Source organism: Sterolibacterium denitrificans (assembly GCF_900174485.1).
GTDB lineage: Bacteria > Pseudomonadota > Gammaproteobacteria > Burkholderiales > Rhodocyclaceae > Sterolibacterium > Sterolibacterium denitrificans.
Genome location: NZ_LT837803.1, coordinates 2,807,374 through 2,824,624, shown reverse-complemented (window position 1 = coordinate 2,824,624; position 17,251 = coordinate 2,807,374). Strand labels below are relative to the sequence as shown.

Annotated in this window: 20 protein-coding genes; 17 read left to right on the top strand and 3 right to left on the bottom strand. The window is 63.6% G+C overall.

What is annotated here, in order from left to right; translation table 11 throughout:
• Positions 1–20 precede the first annotated feature (20 nt).
• Positions 21–1,037, bottom strand: coding sequence for a TIGR03617 family F420-dependent LLM class oxidoreductase (locus SDENCHOL_RS12760; RefSeq protein ID WP_067170372.1), 1,017 nt, complete (start codon positions 1,035–1,037; stop codon positions 21–23).
• A 69-nt stretch (positions 1,038–1,106) separates the two neighbouring features.
• A complete protein-coding gene (locus SDENCHOL_RS12755; RefSeq protein ID WP_067170369.1) occupies positions 1,107–1,550 on the bottom strand; it encodes a DUF721 domain-containing protein in 444 nt (147 codons plus the stop codon).
• Between the two features lie 196 nt (positions 1,551–1,746).
• Between SDENCHOL_RS12755 and SDENCHOL_RS12750 the strand changes: the two genes are divergently transcribed.
• The 9 genes from SDENCHOL_RS12750 to SDENCHOL_RS12710 all read left to right on the top strand — a co-directional run bounded on the left by SDENCHOL_RS12750 (position 1,747) and on the right by SDENCHOL_RS12710 (position 9,668).
• Positions 1,747–2,352: a MotA/TolQ/ExbB proton channel family protein gene (locus SDENCHOL_RS12750; protein WP_067170367.1), complete on the top strand. Its 606-nt coding sequence runs from the start codon at positions 1,747–1,749 to the stop codon at positions 2,350–2,352.
• A gap of 18 nt (positions 2,353–2,370) precedes the next feature.
• Positions 2,371–2,796, top strand: a complete 426-nt coding sequence (locus tag SDENCHOL_RS12745) for an ExbD/TolR family protein (RefSeq protein WP_067170364.1) — start codon at positions 2,371–2,373, stop codon at positions 2,794–2,796.
• A 37-nt stretch (positions 2,797–2,833) separates the two neighbouring features.
• Positions 2,834–3,937, top strand: a complete 1,104-nt coding sequence (gene lpxK, locus SDENCHOL_RS12740; protein ID WP_067170361.1) for a tetraacyldisaccharide 4'-kinase — start codon at positions 2,834–2,836, stop codon at positions 3,935–3,937.
• Complete coding sequence (locus SDENCHOL_RS12735) at positions 3,918–4,103, top strand: Trm112 family protein (protein WP_067170358.1); 186 nt, start codon at positions 3,918–3,920, stop codon at positions 4,101–4,103. Before lpxK ends, SDENCHOL_RS12735 begins: the two co-directional genes overlap by 20 nt.
• A 75-nt stretch (positions 4,104–4,178) precedes the next feature.
• Complete coding sequence (kdsB, locus tag SDENCHOL_RS12730) at positions 4,179–4,946, top strand: 3-deoxy-manno-octulosonate cytidylyltransferase (RefSeq protein WP_067170758.1); 768 nt, start codon at positions 4,179–4,181, stop codon at positions 4,944–4,946.
• A gap of 133 nt (positions 4,947–5,079) precedes the next feature.
• Positions 5,080–5,733, top strand: coding sequence for an adenylate kinase (gene adk / locus SDENCHOL_RS12725; protein ID WP_067170356.1), 654 nt, complete (start codon positions 5,080–5,082; stop codon positions 5,731–5,733).
• 1 nt (position 5,734) lies between these two features.
• Positions 5,735–6,994, top strand: coding sequence for a 6-phosphofructokinase (locus tag SDENCHOL_RS12720; RefSeq protein WP_067170353.1), 1,260 nt, complete (start codon positions 5,735–5,737; stop codon positions 6,992–6,994).
• A gap of 201 nt (positions 6,995–7,195) precedes the next feature.
• Positions 7,196–9,250, top strand: coding sequence for a sodium-translocating pyrophosphatase (locus tag SDENCHOL_RS12715; protein ID WP_067170350.1), 2,055 nt, complete (start codon positions 7,196–7,198; stop codon positions 9,248–9,250).
• Positions 9,251–9,428: 178 nt separating this feature from the next.
• The gene (locus SDENCHOL_RS12710) at positions 9,429–9,668 is read left to right on the top strand and encodes a hypothetical protein (RefSeq protein ID WP_067170349.1); all 240 of its coding nucleotides are present in this window, start codon (positions 9,429–9,431) and stop codon (positions 9,666–9,668) included.
• Positions 9,669–9,691: 23 nt separating this feature from the next.
• On the opposite strand, the gene murJ is transcribed toward SDENCHOL_RS12710, so the two are convergent.
• Entirely contained in the window at positions 9,692–11,236 is a 1,545-nt protein-coding gene (gene murJ, locus SDENCHOL_RS12705) for a murein biosynthesis integral membrane protein MurJ (protein WP_067170346.1), read from the bottom strand.
• 142 nt (positions 11,237–11,378) lie between these two features.
• Here murJ and rpsT point away from each other — a divergent pair, with 142 nt between their 5' ends.
• From rpsT to SDENCHOL_RS12665, 8 genes are all read left to right on the top strand, one after another.
• Positions 11,379–11,639 carry a 30S ribosomal protein S20 gene (gene rpsT / locus SDENCHOL_RS12700; protein ID WP_067170344.1) on the top strand — a complete coding sequence of 87 codons (261 nt, stop codon included), beginning with the start codon at positions 11,379–11,381 and terminating at the stop codon, positions 11,637–11,639.
• Between the two features lie 307 nt (positions 11,640–11,946).
• The gene (locus SDENCHOL_RS12695) at positions 11,947–13,125 is read left to right on the top strand and encodes an aspartate aminotransferase family protein (RefSeq protein WP_154717252.1); all 1,179 of its coding nucleotides are present in this window, start codon (positions 11,947–11,949) and stop codon (positions 13,123–13,125) included.
• Positions 13,126–13,177: 52 nt separating this feature from the next.
• Complete coding sequence (gene argF, locus SDENCHOL_RS12690; protein ID WP_172955081.1) at positions 13,178–14,101, top strand: ornithine carbamoyltransferase; 924 nt, start codon at positions 13,178–13,180, stop codon at positions 14,099–14,101.
• A gap of 45 nt (positions 14,102–14,146) precedes the next feature.
• Positions 14,147–15,379, top strand: a complete 1,233-nt coding sequence (locus SDENCHOL_RS12685; RefSeq protein ID WP_067170339.1) for an argininosuccinate synthase — start codon at positions 14,147–14,149, stop codon at positions 15,377–15,379.
• Between the two features lie 27 nt (positions 15,380–15,406).
• Entirely contained in the window at positions 15,407–15,616 is a 210-nt protein-coding gene (locus tag SDENCHOL_RS12680) for a DUF2788 domain-containing protein (RefSeq protein ID WP_067170337.1), read from the top strand.
• 2 nt (positions 15,617–15,618) lie between these two features.
• Complete coding sequence (locus tag SDENCHOL_RS12675; RefSeq protein WP_067170334.1) at positions 15,619–15,933, top strand: pyrimidine/purine nucleoside phosphorylase; 315 nt, start codon at positions 15,619–15,621, stop codon at positions 15,931–15,933.
• A gap of 12 nt (positions 15,934–15,945) precedes the next feature.
• A complete protein-coding gene (locus SDENCHOL_RS12670) occupies positions 15,946–16,440 on the top strand; it encodes a YajQ family cyclic di-GMP-binding protein (protein ID WP_067170331.1) in 495 nt (164 codons plus the stop codon).
• 71 nt (positions 16,441–16,511) lie between these two features.
• A complete protein-coding gene (locus SDENCHOL_RS12665) occupies positions 16,512–17,183 on the top strand; it encodes a CoA pyrophosphatase (RefSeq protein WP_083522854.1) in 672 nt (223 codons plus the stop codon).
• The last annotated feature ends 68 nt before the right edge of the window (positions 17,184–17,251 follow it).

Below are 17,251 nucleotides of genomic sequence, written 5' to 3'. Positions count from 1 at the left end.
GGCAGGGGCGCGGCGCGCGTTCAGCGCAAGGCCGTCTGCAACGCCTTGACCAGGGCGCTGGCTGCCAGCGGGTCGCCGATGTAGGCGGTCGGGCTGATGCGGTCGACCTTGCCGGCATAGCGCTCGATGATGGTGTCGGCAGCGGCTGACGTGGTGCCGACGATGGCGACGCTGTGCAGCAGCTCATCGTCGATCAGCGCGCCCATGTCGCCCCAGGCACCTTGCTTGGCCAAGGTGCTGAGTGTTTCCTGCAAGTCGCCGCGTCCGAGGTGTTCGAGTACCGGCCGGTAGGCGGGCGTGGAAGCATAGAAGGCAATCTGCACGCGCAGTGCCCGCACGGCCTGTTCAACTTCTGCCGGCGTGTGCCCGGTGGCGACCAGCAACTGGCAGGAAATCTGGAAATCCTTGCGTGACCGTCCACTTTTGGCGAGGCCGCGCTGCAATGCCGGCATCGTGCAGTCGTCGAGGTAGGACAGGCTGTGGAACGGATGGATGAGAAAGCCGTCCGCCACTTCGCTTGCCACGCTCGTCATGGCGGGGCCGACGCCAGCCAGCAGGATGGGCGGTGGGCCATAGGGATTGGGCGCCGGGGTGAGCAGCGGGGGCATGAGTGTATGGGTGTAATACTCTCCCCGGAAATCCAGCGGCGCCGTACCCTGCCAGGCCGCCCAGATGGCACGCACGGCCAGGACGAATTCACGCATGCGCGGTGCGGGTGCCGACCAGGGCATGGAAAAGCGCTTTTCGATGTGCGGACGAATCTGCGAACCCAGCCCGAGCAGAAACCGTCCCTGGGACATGCGCTGCAGATCGTTGCCCAACTGGGCAACGAGCATGGGGTTGCGCGCAAAGGCCACGGCAATGGCGGTGATCAGTTGTAGCTGGCTGGTATGTTCGGCCGCGATGGCCAGGGGCAGAAAGGGTTCGCCCGGTCCGTCAAAGGTGTAGGCGCCCGCGTAGCCGTCTGCTTCCAGTTGCCGGGCAATGGCGCGGGCATCCAGGGGATTGGGAGAGAGCAGGGGAGCATCGATCTTCATATGGTGAGGATAGGTGTGAAACAGGAAAGAGGGCAGATCCGTGGTGAAGCGTCGGGAGCGGAGCGCGACTCAAGGTTTTTTCGTTGTCGCTGTGTTGACGAACCCCGTCAGCGCCTGACGCAGTGGGCCATCGGGCAAGCTGCCGAGCAGACGTTCGATGCTGGCGCGGCCGCCGCTGCCCAGCGTGGCGGCGCGCGGTGGCGGCTTGGGTTGCGGGTGTTCGTCGAGCGGCTGGACCTTGATGCGGACTTCCGTCAGCGGCTCGCCGTGGGCGCGGTAGCGCTCCGTCAAGGTCGTGGTGAGCTGGCGCAGCTTGGTGGCGGCGGCACCGTTTTCGGCGTGGATGATCAATACGCCCTGCTTGAGATTGGCCACCCGGCAACTGCGGGCGAGCGCGGGAGGCAGGGATGCCGCCAGGATCTGCTGCAACTGCAGCAGATGATCGGCATGCGCCTGCAAGTTGGCGATGGCCGCATCGGTGCGCAGATAATCGTCGAGAGGGCGGCTACGCATGGGGAGCAAAGGAAGGCATTTGCCTGTTGGTTGGCAGGGGTTGCATTGGTGGCCGGGCCCGTCATTCTCGCCGTCCCGATGCGGGCTGGCAATCCTTGCAGGTTTTGATTGGCATTTTTTTCGCTGTATTCCTTCTTGCCGAAAGGCCACTCATCAGGCTAAAGTGCGCGCTTCTCGCCGTCGTAAGGAGTCTTGCGTGTTTGCCATCATACAAGCCGCCGGTTGGCCGATCTATCCGTTGTTGCTGGCTTCCATCATTGCCGTCGCGCTGATCATCGAGCGTTTTTCGACCTTGCGCCGCGCGCGCATCGTGCCACCCGGACTGCTCGAAAGCGTGATCGGCGACTTTCGCCAGAGCGGGGTAAATGAGCAGATGCTGCGCCGGCTCGAGCTGCATTCGCCGCTGGGCCGCGTGTTTTCCGCTGGTCTGCGCAACGTCAACAGCTCGCGCGAGATCATGAAGGAATCCATCGAGGAAGCCGGTCGCGCGGTGATGCACGAGCTGGAGCGCTTCCTCACCACCCTGGGAACCATCGCTTCGATCAGTCCGCTGATGGGGTTGTTCGGCACGGTGGTCGGCATGATCGAGATTTTCGGCTCGACCACGGCGGCGGGGACCAATCCGCAGCAGTTGGCTCACGGGATTTCAGTGGCGCTCTACAACACGGGTTTCGGTTTGCTGATTGCCATTCCGGCGATGATTTTCTACCGGCATTTCCGAGCCCTGGTCGACAGCTTCCTTGCCGAGATGGAACAGCAGGCGGTGAAACTCGTCGAGCTGGTGCACGGTGAGCGGCAGTAAGCCGAAACGGAGGCGACGATGAATTTCCAGCGCGGCCGGATGCGTGAGGAACCGGAAATCAACCTGATTCCGATGATCGACATCCTGCTGGTGATCCTGATCTTCCTGATGGTCACCACCACCTACTCGAAATACACGGGACTGGAGATCAATCTGCCGACGGCCGATGCCGAACAGAAGACCGAGCAGGCCAATGAGATCAACGTCGTGGTGAATCATCAGGGTGAAGTGATGGTCAATCGCAACGTGGTGGCCGGCCGGGATGTGGAGGCGATCAGCCTGGCGCTGCGCCGCGTGGCCGAGGCAAACGGCGCCCAGGAGCCGGTGGTGATCATCAGCGCCGATGCCGAGGCGACGCATCAGAGCGTCATCGACGTGATGCAGGCCGCGCAGCAGGCCGGTCTTGCGCATATTTCGTTTGCCACGCAGAACGCCGGCAACTGAGCAGCGCCGGGCCTGCATCCGCCCTTCGGCGCGGGCCATGGATCCTGCACATTTCTTTCCCAAGCTCTGGCAGCGGCGCAGCCCGGCTGCCACGTTGCTGCTGCCGGTCAGTCTGCTGTTCGCCCTGCTCGGCGGTTTGCGGCGCCTCGCCTACCGGCGTGACTGGCTGAAACGCGAGCGCCTGCCGGTGCCGGTGGTGGTGATCGGCAACATCATCGTCGGTGGCAGCGGCAAGACGCCATTGACGCTCTGGCTGGCGGATGAATTGCGTCGCGCGGGCCGGCGACCGGGCATCATCAGTCGCGGCTACGCGGCGGAGGGCGCTGCTCGTGCGGCCGGCGAAGCCCGCGAGGTGCATGCCGACAGCCATGCCGGCGAGGTGGGTGACGAGCCATTGCTGCTGAAGCGGCGCAGCGGTCTGCCGGTGTTCGTCGGCCGCGACCGGGTGGCGGCCGGCCGCGCCTTGCTGGCGGCGTATCCCGACTGCGATCTGCTGCTCAGTGATGACGGCTTGCAGCATTACCGCCTGATGCGCGACGTGGAAATCGCCTTGGTCGATGGCCGCGGCCTGATGAATGGCTGGCTGCTGCCGGCCGGGCCGCTGCGCGAACCGGGCCGGCGCCTGGCGCAGGTCGCCGCGCTGGTGCTCAACGGCGCCAGTGCCCGTGTGCCGGCGGGGGCGACGCAGGTGCCGGCGTTTGCCATGCAATTGAGCGGCGCGACTTTCGAGCGCCTCGATGCGCCGGAAACGCGCTGTACGGCAGCCGACCTGCAAGGGTTGAAACTGGCCGCCATCGCTGGCATCGCCGTGCCGGAACGTTTCTTCGATCATCTGGCCGGACTCGGACTGCAATTCAGCCGCCATGTCTTCCCGGATCATCATCGTTACACGGCGGCCGAGCTGACGGCGATCCAGTCGGCAACCCGGGCCGATGCGCTGCTGATGACCGAGAAGGATGCGGTAAAATGCGGCGCTTACAGCCATTGCCCGAGCCCATGTCCGATCTGGGTGCTGCCGGTCACGGCCCAGGTGGTGCGCATCGGTCCGACCGGGCCGCCCGCTGCCGGCGGCAACGGCAATCTTGCGGCTCATGTTGAGCATTGTCTTCTGGAGAAGTCCCGTGGATCCCCGACTGCTTGAAATTCTCGTCTGTCCGCTCTGCAAGGGACCGCTCGAACACCGCAAGGCGCAGGCCGAGCTGGTCTGCAGGCCCTGCCGCCTGGCCTATCCGGTCAAGGACGACATCCCGGTGATGCTGGAGGCCGAGGCGCGCAGCCTGGCCGAGGACGCGCCGGAACTGGGCTGATCGCGCCGTCGCAGCGTGAAGCCGCAGATCGTGCATAGCGCAGATAGCGTACACGGCGGACATGGCGCACACGGCGTGCGCATCGTCATTCCGGCGCGCTATGCTTCGCTGCGTCTGCCCGGCAAGCCGCTGGCGGACATCGCCGGCAAGCCGATGATCGTGCGCGTGGTGGAGGCCGTGCAGTCCTGCCGGCATGCCGGCATCTGGATTGCCACCGATCATGAGGACATCCGCGCCGCCGTTGCCGGCCACGGCCATGCGGTGGTGATGACGCGCGCCGATCATCCCAGCGGTACCGACCGCATCGCCGAAGTGGCCGAACAACTGGGCTGGCAGGATGATGAGATCGTCGTCAATGTCCAGGGCGACGAACCGCTGATCGATCCGCAACTGGTGGATGCCGTCGCCGCCGCCTTGCGTGAGGACGAAGGGGCGGCGATTGCCACCGCCGCGCATGCCATTCATGAGGCTGCCGATTTCTTCAACCCCAATGTCGTCAAGGTGGTGTGCGATGCGGCGGGCCGCGCCCTGTATTTTTCCCGGGCGCCGATTCCCTGGGCGCGCGATGCCTTTGCCAATGGACAGGATCGGACGCGACTGCCGGCGGGTTTTGCCGCGCAGCGCCATATCGGCCTGTATGCCTACCGCGTCGGTTTTCTGCGCCGCTACGGCCGGCTGGCGCCGGCGCCGCTGGAGCAGCATGAAGCGCTCGAACAGTTGCGCGCGCTCTGGCATGGCCATGCGATTCGCGTCGTCAGTTGCAGCGAGGCGCCGCCGGCCGGCGTCGATACGCCGGAAGACCTGGCGCGCGTGCGTGCAGTGTTTGACCGGGGCGCCATTTGAGACTATCTTGGCGCCTTGATTTTTCCTGCCGGCACGCATGCAGGGTATGCCGGCAGTGGCGGGAATGCACTGAACGGACCGATCGACCGACCGCATCTGACCCGCGCACAACGATTTCTACTCAGGAGCCAGCATGCGCTTGATTCTTCTTGGACCGCCAGGGGCCGGCAAAGGCACCCAGGCGGGCTTCATTACCGAACGTTTCGGCATCCCACAGATTTCCACCGGCGACATGCTGCGCGCCGCGATTCGCGCCGGCACGCCGCTGGGCCTCGAGGCCAAGAAGGTAATGGATGCCGGCAAGCTGGTTTCCGACGACATCATCATCGGCCTGGTGCAGGACAGGCTGCAACAGCCGGATTGCGCCAAGGGCTATCTGCTCGACGGCTTCCCGCGCACCATCGCCCAGGCCGACGCGCTGAAGGCGGCCGGCGTGCGCATCGACTACGTGCTGGAAATCGACGTCGACGACGAGGAGATCGTTACCCGCATGAGCGGACGCCGCGTGCATTCGGCATCGGGCCGCACCTATCACGTCAAGTTCAACCCGCCCAAGGTCGACGGCATCGATGACGTGACCGGCGAGCCGCTGATCCAGCGCGACGACGACAAGGCCGAGACGGTGCAGAAGCGCCTCGAGGTGTATCGCCAGCAGACGCTGCCGCTGGTCGAGTACTACGGCAAGTGGGCCGCGAGTGCCGATGCGCAGGCGCCGAAGTATCGCAAGCTGGCGGGCGTGGGCAGCGTCGAGGCCATCCGCGACAAAGTTTTCGGCGTGCTAGTCTGAGATGGTGCCGCGCAACGCCTTCTATGCGCAGTCGGGCGGGGTGACGGCAGTCATCAACGCCACCGCCGGCGCATTGATCGAGGCGGCGCGCGCGCATCCCGACAGGATCGGCAAGGTCTATGCCGGGCGCAACGGCATCATCGGCGCATTGACCGAAGATCTCATCGACACTTCGCTCGAACCGGCGGAGAACATCGCCGCGCTGCGCCACACGCCGGCCGGCGCGTTCGGCTCCTGCCGCTACAAGCTGAAGGGCCTGGAGACGCATCGCGCGCAGTATGAGCGGCTGATCGAGGTGTTCCGCGCGCATGACATCGGCTACTTCTTCTACAACGGCGGCGGCGATTCGGCCGATACCTGCCTGAAGATTTCGCAACTGTCGGCAACCATGGGTTATCCGATCCAGGCCATCCACGTGCCGAAGACCGTCGACAACGATTTGCCGCTCACCGACTGCTGTCCGGGCTTCGGTTCGGTGGCCAAGTATGTGGCGGTGTCGATGCGCGAGGCGGGCCTCGATGTCGCCTCGATGGCCGAGACGTCGACCAAGGTTTTCGTTCTCGAAGTCATGGGCCGCCATGCCGGCTGGATTGCCGCGGCCTGCGGCCTGGCTGCCGAAGGCGAGGGCGATGCGCCGCACATTCTGCTGCTTCCCGAAGTGCCTTTCGACGAGGCGGCTTTTCTCGCCCGCGTCAGGGATTGCGTCGAGCGGCATGGCTATTGCGCCATCGCCGTTTCGGAAGGCCTGCGCAATCCGCAGGGTGAGCTGATGGCGGAGACCGGCGCGCGCGATGCGTTCGGCCATGCCCAACTGGGCGGCATCGGCCCGATGATTGCCGGCCTCGTCAAGAACAAGCTGGATTACAAGTATCACTGGGCGGTGGCCGATTATCTGCAGCGCGCGGCGCGGCACATCGCTTCGCGCACCGATCTCGAGCAGGCCGTGGCCGTGGGGCGAGCCGCCGTCGAACTGGCGCTGGCCGGGAAAAACGCCGTCATGGCCAGCATCGTGCGCTTGTCCGACCAGCCGTATCGCTGGGAGATCGGCGAAGCCGATCTGCATCAGGTCGCCAATGTCGAGAAAAAAATGCCGCCGGAGTTCATCACGGCGGATGGCTTCGGCATCACCGCGGCGGCGCGCGCCTATCTGGCGCCGCTGATCGAGGGCGAGGATTATCCGCCGTATCGCAACGGCCTGCCGCAGTACGTGCGGCTGCGGAATGTGGCAGTGGCGAAGAAACTGCCGCCATTCGATCTGTAACGGAACGGGAAACAATGAGGGGAATGAAACGGGTTGCCGCATTGCCATGTGCATCGTGGCAACCTGTTTTTACGTGTTTGTCTGTCGATCGATAGCAGGCAATAACGGTTGTGCATGCCGGTTCCGGCGTCTGGAATCGTGGAATTCCGGAATCGGCAACAGGTGTTGATGTAGCAGATTTTCAATTCAAGGAGGAAGTGAATGTCCGGACTTATGTTTGCGCTGGTCTGTGCCGTGGTCGCCATCATTTACGGTGCGGTTTCCAGCAAGTGGATCTTGGCCCAGCCTGCCGGCAACACGCGCATGCAGGAAATCGCCAGCGCCATTCAGCAAGGCGCGCAGGCTTATCTCAACCGTCAATACAAGACGATCGGCATCGTCGGCATTGTCCTGTTCGTCGTCATCGGCTTCGGCCTTGGCTGGCTGACGGCGGTCGGCTTCCTGGTCGGCGCGGTGCTCTCCGGTGCGGCCGGCTACATCGGCATGAACGTCTCGGTGCGCGCCAACGTGCGCACGGCCGAGGCGGCACGCGGCGGCATTGCCCCGGCGCTCAACGTTGCGTTCAAGGGCGGCGCGATCACCGGCATGCTGGTGGTCGGCCTCGGCCTGCTCGGCGTTGCCGGCTACTATGCCGTGCTGAGAAACATGGGCGTTGCGGACACGGATCTGCACCATGTCATCGAGCCGCTGATCGGCCTGGCCTTCGGCTCCTCGCTGATTTCCATCTTCGCCCGTCTCGGCGGCGGCATCTTCACCAAGGGTGCCGACGTCGGCGCCGATCTGGTGGGCAAGGTCGAAGCCGGTATTCCCGAGGACGATCCGCGCAACCCGGCGGTGATTGCCGACAACGTCGGCGACAACGTCGGCGACTGCGCAGGCATGGCCGCCGACTTGTTCGAGACCTATGCCGTGACCATCGTCGCCACCATGGTGCTGGCCGCATTGACGCTGAAGAGCGTGCCGGCGCTGGGCGAGAATCTGCTGCTCTATCCGCTGGTGCTGGGCGGCGTCTCGATCATCGCTTCGATCATCGGCTGCTATTTCGTCAAGGCGACGGATGGCGGCAAGATCATGAATGCGCTGTATCGCGGCCTGATCGTTGCCGGCGTGCTGGCCCTGGCGGCCTACTATCCGGTGACCCAATGGCTGATCGGCGAGGGCGCCGTGCTGCCGGATGGCACGGTGATCAACACCATGAGCATGTTCGGTTCTTCCGTCATCGGCCTGCTGCTGACGGCGGCGCTGGTGTGGATCACCGAGTACTACACCGGTACCGATTTCGCGCCGGTCAAGCACGTCGCATCGAGCTGCCAGACCGGCCACGCCACCAACATCATCGCCGGCATCGGCGTGTCGATGAAGGCTTGCGCCTGGCCGGTGCTTGCCGTGTGCGCCTCGATCTGGGGCGCCTACACGCTGGGCGGCCTGTTCGGCATCGCCATCGCCGCGACCTCCATGCTGTCGATGGCCGGTATCGTCGTCGCGCTCGACGCCTACGGTCCGATCACCGACAACGCCGGGGGCATCGCCGAAATGGCGGAACTGCCGAAGGACGTGCGCAACGTCACCGATCCGCTCGACGCCGTCGGCAATACCACCAAGGCGGTGACCAAGGGCTACGCCATCGGTTCGGCCGGCCTGGCTGCGCTGGTGCTGTTCGCCGACTACACCCATGGTCTCGAAGCCGCCGGCCTCAATGTCACCTTCGATCTGTCCAACCACCTGGTCATCATCGGCCTGTTCATCGGCGGCCTGATTCCCTACCTCTTCGCCGCCATGGCGATGGAGGCCGTCGGTCGCTCGGCCGGCTCGGTGGTGGTTGAAGTGCGCCGCCAGTTCAAGGAAATCCCCGGCATCATGGAAGGTACGGCCAAGCCCGACTACTCGCGCGCGGTCGACATGCTGACCGTGTCGGCGATCAAGGAAATGATGATTCCGTCGATCCTGCCGATCGCCGTGCCGATCGCCGTCGGTCTGATTCTCGGCCCGCAGGCGCTTGGCGGTCTGCTCGTCGGCACCATCGTTACCGGCCTGTTCGTCGCCATCTCGATGACCACCGGCGGCGGCGCCTGGGATAACGCCAAGAAATACATCGAGGACGGCAATTTCGGCGGCAAGGGGTCGGAGGCTCACAAGGCCGCCGTGACGGGTGATACCGTTGGCGATCCCTACAAGGATACGGCCGGCCCGGCGGTGAATCCGCTGATCAAGATCATCAACCTCGTGGCCCTGCTGATCGTGCCGCTGATTGTTTGATCGGTATTTGCTTTGACCAGCGAGGCAGCCTGCGGGCTGCCTCGTTGCTTTGGCGGGTTTGCGTTGCTGCGTTGCCGCGTTCGCTGGCCGGCACAATTTGGCGTCAGTGCCTGCAATCGAGGCTACAATCGCGCTTCCCCCTCCATTCGTTGGCCTGTCCGCAGGCTGTAGCCGAGTCATGACTACACGATCCTTTGGCAAAAAAGTTTCCCTGGGCTTTTCCATTTTCAGCCTGATCTGCATGTTCCTCAGCGCGGGTATCTGCATCTGGTTTGTCCAGACCAAGGGCGTGACGGACGTGCTTACCGGCAGCGCCATTGCCGCCACGCTGTTCTTTGCCAGCGTGGCGGTTTCACTGTATTACATCAGCAAGCCGCCTTTGCACGAACTGCTGCCGTGGGATGCGCCCGAACCTTGAGCGCCGCCGGCTGAACCTGCCGTTCAGTTCGTACTGCGCTTCCTGAAGTCGCCCAGACGGAAGCCGAGCAGGGCGAGGGTGCCGAAATAGCTGGCTGCACCGCCGAGGCACAGGCCGGCGAGCCAGGGGATCTTGCTTTGCATGTTCATCTGCAGCCAGGCCTTTTCGTCGCCGACGCCGAACCACAGCACGGCCCCCATGACGACCAGCGCCAGCAGCAGCTTGCCGAAAAACGCGGCCCAGCCGGCCTGCGGCCGATAGCTGCCGGCACTGCGCAGACCCCGATAGAGCAAGCCTGCGTTGAGGGCGGAGGCCAGGCTGATCGACAAGGCCAGTCCGGCATGATTCAGGCCGAGGCCGAAGATGAAGACCAGGTTCAGCAGTTGCGTGACGGCCAGCGAGAGCACGGCGATCTTCACCGGGGTGCGGATGTTCTGGCGGGCGTAGAAGCCCGGCGCCAGCACCTTCACCAGAATCAGGCTGGCCAGGCCCAGGCAGTAGGCGAGCAGGGCGCTGCGTGTCTGCAATACGTCGCCGGCGGCGAAGGCGCCGTGCTGGAACAGCGTGGCAATGAGCGGCACGCCGAGCAGCGCCATGGCCAGCGCGGCGGGCAGGGTCAGCAGCAGGGTCAGGCGCAGGCCCCAGTCGAGCAGTACCGAAAACTCTTCCGGGCGGTCGTCGGCGTGGCATTTCGCCAGGCTGGGCAGCAGGATCGTGCCCAGTGCCGCCCCCAGCAGCCCGGCGGGAAACTCCATCAGGCGATCGGCGTAGTAGAGCCAGGAAACGCTGCCGACGGGCAGGAAGGAGGCGAAGACGGTATTGATCAGCAGGCTGATCTGGGCCACCGAGACGCCGAGGATGGCCGGCGCCATCAGCTTGAGGATGCGATTGACGCCGGGATCATTCAGGCTGAACGAGAAGCGCGGCAGCATGCCGATCCTCGCCAGCGCCGGCAACTGGATCGCCAGTTGCAGGATGCCGCCGAGCACCACGGCCCAGGCCAGCGCCATGATCGGCGGATCGAAGTACGGCGCGGCCAGCAGCGCCATGAAGATGAAAGAGAGATTCAGCAGCACTGGCGTGAAAGCCGGCAGGGCGAAGCGGCTCCAGGTATTGAGCACGCCGGCGGCCAGCGCGACCAGCGACATGAACAGAATGTAAGGGAAGGTGATGCGCGTCAGTTCGACGGTCAGCGCGAATTTTTCGGCGTCGGCGGCGAAGCCCGGCGCGGTCAGATGGATCAGCCAGGGCGTCAACAGCATGCCCAGCAGGGTGATGCCCAGCAGGATGAGAAACAGCAGCGTGGCGACATGGTCGACCAGGCGCCGCGCTTCCTGGGGCCCCAGTCGGTTTTTGTATTCGGCCAGAATGGGGACGAAAGCCTGCGAAAAAGCCCCTTCGGCGAACAGGCGGCGCAGCAGGTTGGGCAGGCGAAAGGCGACGACGAAGGCATCGTTGGCCATGCCGGCGCCGAAAATGTGGGCGATGACGGCATCGCGGACAAAGCCGAGGATGCGCGACAGCAGGGTCATGCCACTGACGGTGACAAGGGCTCTGAGCAGGTTCATGGTGTTGCCGGAAGGGGCGTGCGTCCCGCGCTGAACTTTCGTGACCAGCGACTATACGGCAAGACGGATTTCGATGCGCTTGAATATGTGGCTGAATCTCCTTATAATCCGCCGCTTTCCCTGTTACCGCTGGAACGAATTCATGGCAAATAGCGCACAAGCGCGCAAGCGCGCCCGTCAGGCAGACAAGCAGCGTGTCCACAACATGAGCCTGCGCTCGGAGTTGCGTACCGCAATCAAGAAGGTGCAGAAGGCGATTCTTGCCGGCGACAAAACCGCCGCCCAGTCCGTTTTCAATACCTCGATGAGCACCATCGACAGCATCGCTGACAAGAAAATCATCCACAAGAACAAGGCCGCTCGCCACAAGAGCCGCCTGTCGGCCGCCATCAAGGCGCTCTGATTCCGGCGCAAGCGTCCGGCTCCCGGTCGCTTCCTTGCTTGTATGGCTGGCTAGCTGGATGGTCGAAGCACGCGGCAGCCGTTCGTGGCGCTGCATGCCGCAGCGAGTCGAATTGCGAGTGAATTGAGCGCGCCAGTCTGTTAGCAGGCTGGTTTCTGTTTTGCGGGTGATCGGGCCAGCGGTTCTGAGTTCCGAACCGGTACTGACCGTTTCCTGTCATGCACGGCGGCGCAAGCCGCCGTCGCTGTTTGACGACGTAGTTTCCGTATCTTCGTTGCATCTTCGACTTTCGCACGGGGCAGCCGCCATGACGCATCTGATGAATGTTTACGCCCGCCAATCGGTGACTTTCACTCATGGCGAAGGCGCACGCGTCTATGATGAGCAAGGCCGCAGCTACCTCGATGCGCTGGCCGGCATCGCCGTCAATACCCTGGGACATGGCCATCCGCGTCTGAGCAAGGCGCTCGCCGAGCAGGCGGGCAGGCTGATCCACACTTCCAACCTGTATCGCGTGCGCGAACAGGAGTTGCTGGCCGATCGTCTCGCCGTGCATTCGGGCATGGCCGAGACGTTCTTCTGCAACTCGGGTTGCGAAGCCAACGAGGCGGCGATCAAGCTGGCCCGGCTCTACGGCCACAACAAGGGCATCGAGCAGCCGGCGATCATCGTCATGGAAAAGGCTTTCCACGGCCGCACGCTGGCAACGCTGTCGGCCACCGGCAACCGCAAGGTGCAGGCCGGTTTCGAGCCGCTGGTGGGCGGCTTCATCCGCGTGCCGTACGACGATCTGGCGGCCCTCGAAGCGGTGGCCCGCAACAACGCCAATGTGGTGGCCGTGCTGCTGGAGCCCATCCAGGGCGAGGGCGGCATTCGTCAGGCCCATCAGGAATACCTGCAGGCGCTGCGCCGGATCTGCACGGCCAACGACTGGCTGCTGATGCTCGATGAAGTGCAGTGCGGCCTGGGACGCACCGGCCGCTGGTTTGCCCATCAGCACGCCGGCATCCTGCCGGATGTGATGACGCTGGCCAAGGGGCTCGGCTCGGGGGTGCCCATCGGCGCCTGCCTGGCGGCCGGCAAGGCCGCTGGTGTATTCGGTCCCGGCAATCACGGTTCGACTTTCGGCGGCAATCCCCTGGCCTGCATCGCCGCCCTGACGACGCTCGAAGTGATCGAGCAGGACGGACTGCTGGCGCGAGCCCAGGTGCTCGGCGCAACCATCCGCGATGGCCTTGCCAGCGCCCTGGCGGGACTTGCCGGCGTCGTCGACATCCGGGGCAGCGGCCTGATGATCGGCATCGAGCTGGATCGCAATTGCGGCGAGCTGGTGCAGCAGGCGCTGGTCGCCGGTCTTTTGATCAACGTCACCGCCGACAAGGTGGTGCGCCTGCTGCCGCCGCTGATCTTCAGCGATGCCGAGGCGGCGGAACTGGTGGGCACGCTGTCCCGGCTGATCCGCGAATTCCTGGCGGCCGGTGACTGACCCGCAGGCAGGCCGGCATGCGGCACATCAAGCAACCGAACAGGTGATGAACATGATTCCCGTCAGACATTTCCTGCAGTTCAAGGACTTAACCCGCGCCGAGCACGAACATCTGTTCCAGCGCACCAAAATCATCAAGCAGCAGTTCAAGGCCTACCAGCAATACTGGCCGCTCATCGACCGCACGCTGGTGATGATTTTCGAGAAGGCCAGCACGCGCACACGACTGTCCTTCGAGGCCGGCATGCAGCAGCTCGGCGGCAGCGCGATTTACCTGAACACGCGCGATTCGCAGCTCGGCCGCGGCGAGCCGGTCGAGGACGCGGCGCAGGTGATCTCGCGCATGAGCGACCTCGTCATGATCCGCACCTTCGAGCAGGACATCATCGAGCGTTTCGCCTCGAATTCGCGCGTGCCGGTGATCAATGGCCTGACCAACGAATACCATCCCTGCCAGATCCTCGCCGACATCTACACCTTCATCGAGCAGCGCGGCTCGATCGCCGGCAAGACCGTGGCCTGGATCGGTGATTCCAACAACGTCTGCAACACCTGGCTGCAGGCGGCCGAGATTTTCGGCTTCAACGTGCATGTGTCCACGCCACCCGGCTACGAAGTCGAGCCCGAGCGTGCCGGCCTTTACGGTACCGACCACTACGAGGAATTCGCCGATCCGCTGGAAGCAGCGCACGACGCCGACCTGGTGACCACCGACGTGTGGACCAGCATGGGCTTCGAGGCCGAAAACGAAGAGCGCCTGCGCGACTTCGAGGACTGGCAGGTCGATGCGGAAATGATGCGCCAGGCCAAGCCCGATGCCTTGTTCATGCACTGCCTGCCGGCGCATCGCGGCGAGGAAGTGGCGGCTGAGGTCATCGACGGCCCGCAGAGCGTGGTCTGGGACGAGGCGGAGAACCGGCTCCACATACAGAAGGCGCTGATGGAATTCCTGCTGCTCGGCAAGGTGGGTTCCTGAACAAAATTTGTATTTAGCATTCCTGGTTATTAGAGTGAATCAATCATGAGCGACGTCAAGAAAGCAGTGCTCGCCTATTCGGGCGGGCTGGATACCTCGGTCATTCTCAAGTGGCTGCAGGACACCTATCAGTGCGAGGTGGTGACCTTCACCGCCGACCTCGGCCAGGGCGAGGAGCTGGAGCCGGCGCGCGCCAAGGCGCTCAAGTTCGGCATCAAGCCGGAGAACATCTTCATCGACGACCTGCGCGAGGAATTCGTGCGCGACTTCGTCTTCCCGATGTTCCGCGCCAACACCATCTATGAAGGCGAGTACCTGCTCGGCACTTCGATCGCGCGGCCGTTGATCGCCAAGCGCCTGATCGAGATCGTCAACCAGACCGGCGCCGACGCGATCTCCCACGGCGCGACCGGCAAGGGTAACGACCAGGTGCGCTTCGAGCTCGGCGCCTATGCGCTGAAGCCCGGCATCAAGATCATCGCGCCGTGGCGCGAATGGGATCTGCTCTCGCGCGAGAAACTGCTGGCCTATGCCGAGAAGCACGGCATCCCGGTCGAGATGAAGCACAAGCAGGGCGGCTCGCCCTACTCGATGGACGCCAACCTGCTGCACATCAGCTACGAAGGCCGCCATCTGGAGGATCCTGCCGCCGAGGCCGAAGAGGACATGTGGCGCTGGACGGTGTCGCCCGAGCAGGCGCCGGACGCCGCCGAATACCTCGATCTGGAATTCGCGCAGGGCGACCTGGTTGCCATCAACGGCAAGGCGATGCCGGCGCACGAACTGCTGGCCGAGTTGAACCGGATCGGCGGCAAGCACGGCATCGGCCGCCTCGACCTGGTCGAGAACCGCTACGTCGGCATGAAGTCGCGCGGCTGCTACGAAACGCCGGGCGGCACGATCCTGCTGCGCGCGCATCGCGCCATCGAGTCGATCACCCTCGACCGCGAAGTCGCCCATCTCAAGGACGACCTGATGCCGCGCTATGCCAGTCTGATTTACAACGGCTACTGGTGGGCGCCCGAGCGCCGCGCGCTGCAGGCGCTGATCGACCACACCCAGCAGACGGTGAACGGCAGCGTGCGCGTCAAGCTCTACAAGGGCAACGTCATCGTCGTCGGCCGCGATTCGAAGACCGATTCGCTGTTCGATCCGACCATCGCCACCTTCGAGGACGATGCCGGCGCCTACGACCAGAAGGATGCCGGCGGCTTCATCAAGCTGAACGCCTTGCGTCTGCGCATTGCCGCCAATCTTGCCGCGCGGCGCGGCAAATAGGATTCAGGATCCGGACCGGGCTGCGTCATGATGAACATCAGTGAAGAAAAGTTCGCCGAGTTCTTCTCCACCTGGGGCGTCGGCGCCTTCATGTTGTTCATGCTGTTCATCATCGGCGAGCTGGCCTACAAGTCGAAGGCGGGCAAGCGCGGCACGTTCGTGCTGTTCTTCGTGCTGGCTTTCGGCATGCTCGGCTTCATCACCAAACTGGTCATCGAAAAACTCTGGGGAATCTGAATATGTCGCAGTTCGATAACGTCAGTGTCGTCAAGCAGGCCAATGTCTATTTCGACGGCCAATGCGTGAGCCATACCGTGCAGTTTGCCGATGGCACGAAGAAGAGCGTCGGCGTGATCCTGCCGGGGCCTGCGCTGACTTTCAACACCGGCGCGCCGGAAATCATGGAAAGCGTGGCGGGCGCTTGCCGCGTTCGATTGCAGGGCCAAAGTGAGTGGATATCTTACGGTGCGGGCCAGTCGTTCAGCGTACCGGGCAATTCGAGTTTCGACATCGAGGTGATCGAGCCTTATCACTACGTCTGTCATTTTGGTTGAACGGAGGTTGGCATGCCATCATTTGATTTTTCCTCTGAAGCCGACATGGTCGCGCTGAAGAATGCGATCGACGTCACGAGTCGCCAGATCGATGCACGCTATGACTTCAAGGGCACTTCGGCCAAGGTCGAGCTCAACGAGAAGGACAAGGTGATCACGCTCTTTGGCGATTCCGACTTTCAGCTCGACCAGATCAAGGACATCCTCTTCCCGGCGATGGAGAAGAAGGAAAAGGAAAGCGTCAAGCGCCTCGATCATCAGACGGTGCAGAAAATTTCCGGCAACAAGGTCAAGCAGGAGCTGAAGATCAAGATCGGCATCGAGTCCGAACTGGCGAAGAAGATCGTCAAGATGATCAAGGATGCCAAACTCAAGGTGCAGGCCAGTATCCAGGGCGATGCGGTGCGCGTCTCCGGCGCCAAGCGCGACGACCTGCAGGCGGCGATCGCGCTGGTAACCAAGGGCATTACCGATTTCCCGATCAAGTACGGCAACTTCCGCGATTGACGTGGCGAGGCGGTGACGATGCTTGCCGTCCGGCTACCCTCGATGCGGTTATCGGTTTACGTTGATCTCCGATGAACGAAAATCCTGCGGCAATGCCGCCCATCAGCGTCGCTTGGCTGCGCGAGCGCCTGGCGTGTTCGCTGCGTCCTGCATGCGGCGCTGAAAGCACGTCCAAGAGCGTGCAGGGCTTCGATCGCAGCATGTTCGATCTGCCGCCCCAAGCGCCGACGCCGGCGGCCGTCCTGATTCCACTGGTGCTGCGCGACACGGGCGTGACCCTGCTGCTGACCCAGCGTACCCAGCATCTGCGCGATCATGCCGGACAGATCAGTTTTCCGGGCGGGCGCTGCGAGGAGTCCGATGCCACGGTGCAGGCCACGGCCTTGCGCGAGGCGCAGGAAGAAGTGGGGATCGATCCGGCCCAGGTCGAGATTCTCGGCGAACTGCCGGAATACGGCACGGCAACGGGTTTCAGCATCACGCCGGTGGTCGGTTTAGTCATGCCGCCGCTCAACCTCAAGCTCGATGACTTCGAGGTGGCCGAGGTGTTCGAAGTGCCGTTCGAATTCCTGATGGATCCAGCCAATTACCAGCGGCACAGGATCGAATTTCAGGGCGTGTTGCGCGAATACTATGCCATGCCCTGGAAGGGCTATTTCATCTGGGGAGCCACGGCCGGAATGATCGTGACCTTGCAGCGCCATCTCTTTGCTCAGGATGGTGATACTGCTGTGCAAGAGTGATGCCGCCCGTTGCGGGCTGTGGTATCTTGGGGAACCGTACGAATCATCCCGATCATCCCGATCATCCC

Bases quoted from the DNA above. Each gene is read 5' to 3' on its own strand.
- SDENCHOL_RS12760 (WP_067170372.1), bottom strand. From the start codon at position 1,037: ATGAAGATCGATGCTCCCCTGCTCTCTCCCAATCCCCTGGATGCCCGC.
- SDENCHOL_RS12755 (WP_067170369.1), bottom strand. From the start codon at position 1,550: ATGCGTAGCCGCCCTCTCGACGATTATCTGCGCACCGATGCGGCCATC.
- SDENCHOL_RS12745 (WP_067170364.1), top strand. From the start codon at position 2,371: ATGAATTTCCAGCGCGGCCGGATGCGTGAGGAACCGGAAATCAACCTG.
- lpxK (WP_067170361.1), top strand. From the start codon at position 2,834: ATGGATCCTGCACATTTCTTTCCCAAGCTCTGGCAGCGGCGCAGCCCG.
- adk (WP_067170356.1), top strand. From the start codon at position 5,080: ATGCGCTTGATTCTTCTTGGACCGCCAGGGGCCGGCAAAGGCACCCAG.
- SDENCHOL_RS12720 (WP_067170353.1), top strand. From the start codon at position 5,735: ATGGTGCCGCGCAACGCCTTCTATGCGCAGTCGGGCGGGGTGACGGCA.
- SDENCHOL_RS12715 (WP_067170350.1), top strand. From the start codon at position 7,196: ATGTCCGGACTTATGTTTGCGCTGGTCTGTGCCGTGGTCGCCATCATT.
- SDENCHOL_RS12710 (WP_067170349.1), top strand. From the start codon at position 9,429: ATGACTACACGATCCTTTGGCAAAAAAGTTTCCCTGGGCTTTTCCATT.
- murJ (WP_067170346.1), bottom strand. From the start codon at position 11,236: ATGAACCTGCTCAGAGCCCTTGTCACCGTCAGTGGCATGACCCTGCTG.
- rpsT (WP_067170344.1), top strand. From the start codon at position 11,379: ATGGCAAATAGCGCACAAGCGCGCAAGCGCGCCCGTCAGGCAGACAAG.
- SDENCHOL_RS12695 (WP_154717252.1), top strand. From the start codon at position 11,947: ATGACGCATCTGATGAATGTTTACGCCCGCCAATCGGTGACTTTCACT.
- argF (WP_172955081.1), top strand. From the start codon at position 13,178: ATGATTCCCGTCAGACATTTCCTGCAGTTCAAGGACTTAACCCGCGCC.
- SDENCHOL_RS12685 (WP_067170339.1), top strand. From the start codon at position 14,147: ATGAGCGACGTCAAGAAAGCAGTGCTCGCCTATTCGGGCGGGCTGGAT.
- SDENCHOL_RS12680 (WP_067170337.1), top strand. From the start codon at position 15,407: ATGATGAACATCAGTGAAGAAAAGTTCGCCGAGTTCTTCTCCACCTGG.
- SDENCHOL_RS12675 (WP_067170334.1), top strand. From the start codon at position 15,619: ATGTCGCAGTTCGATAACGTCAGTGTCGTCAAGCAGGCCAATGTCTAT.
- SDENCHOL_RS12670 (WP_067170331.1), top strand. From the start codon at position 15,946: ATGCCATCATTTGATTTTTCCTCTGAAGCCGACATGGTCGCGCTGAAG.
- SDENCHOL_RS12665 (WP_083522854.1), top strand. From the start codon at position 16,512: ATGAACGAAAATCCTGCGGCAATGCCGCCCATCAGCGTCGCTTGGCTG.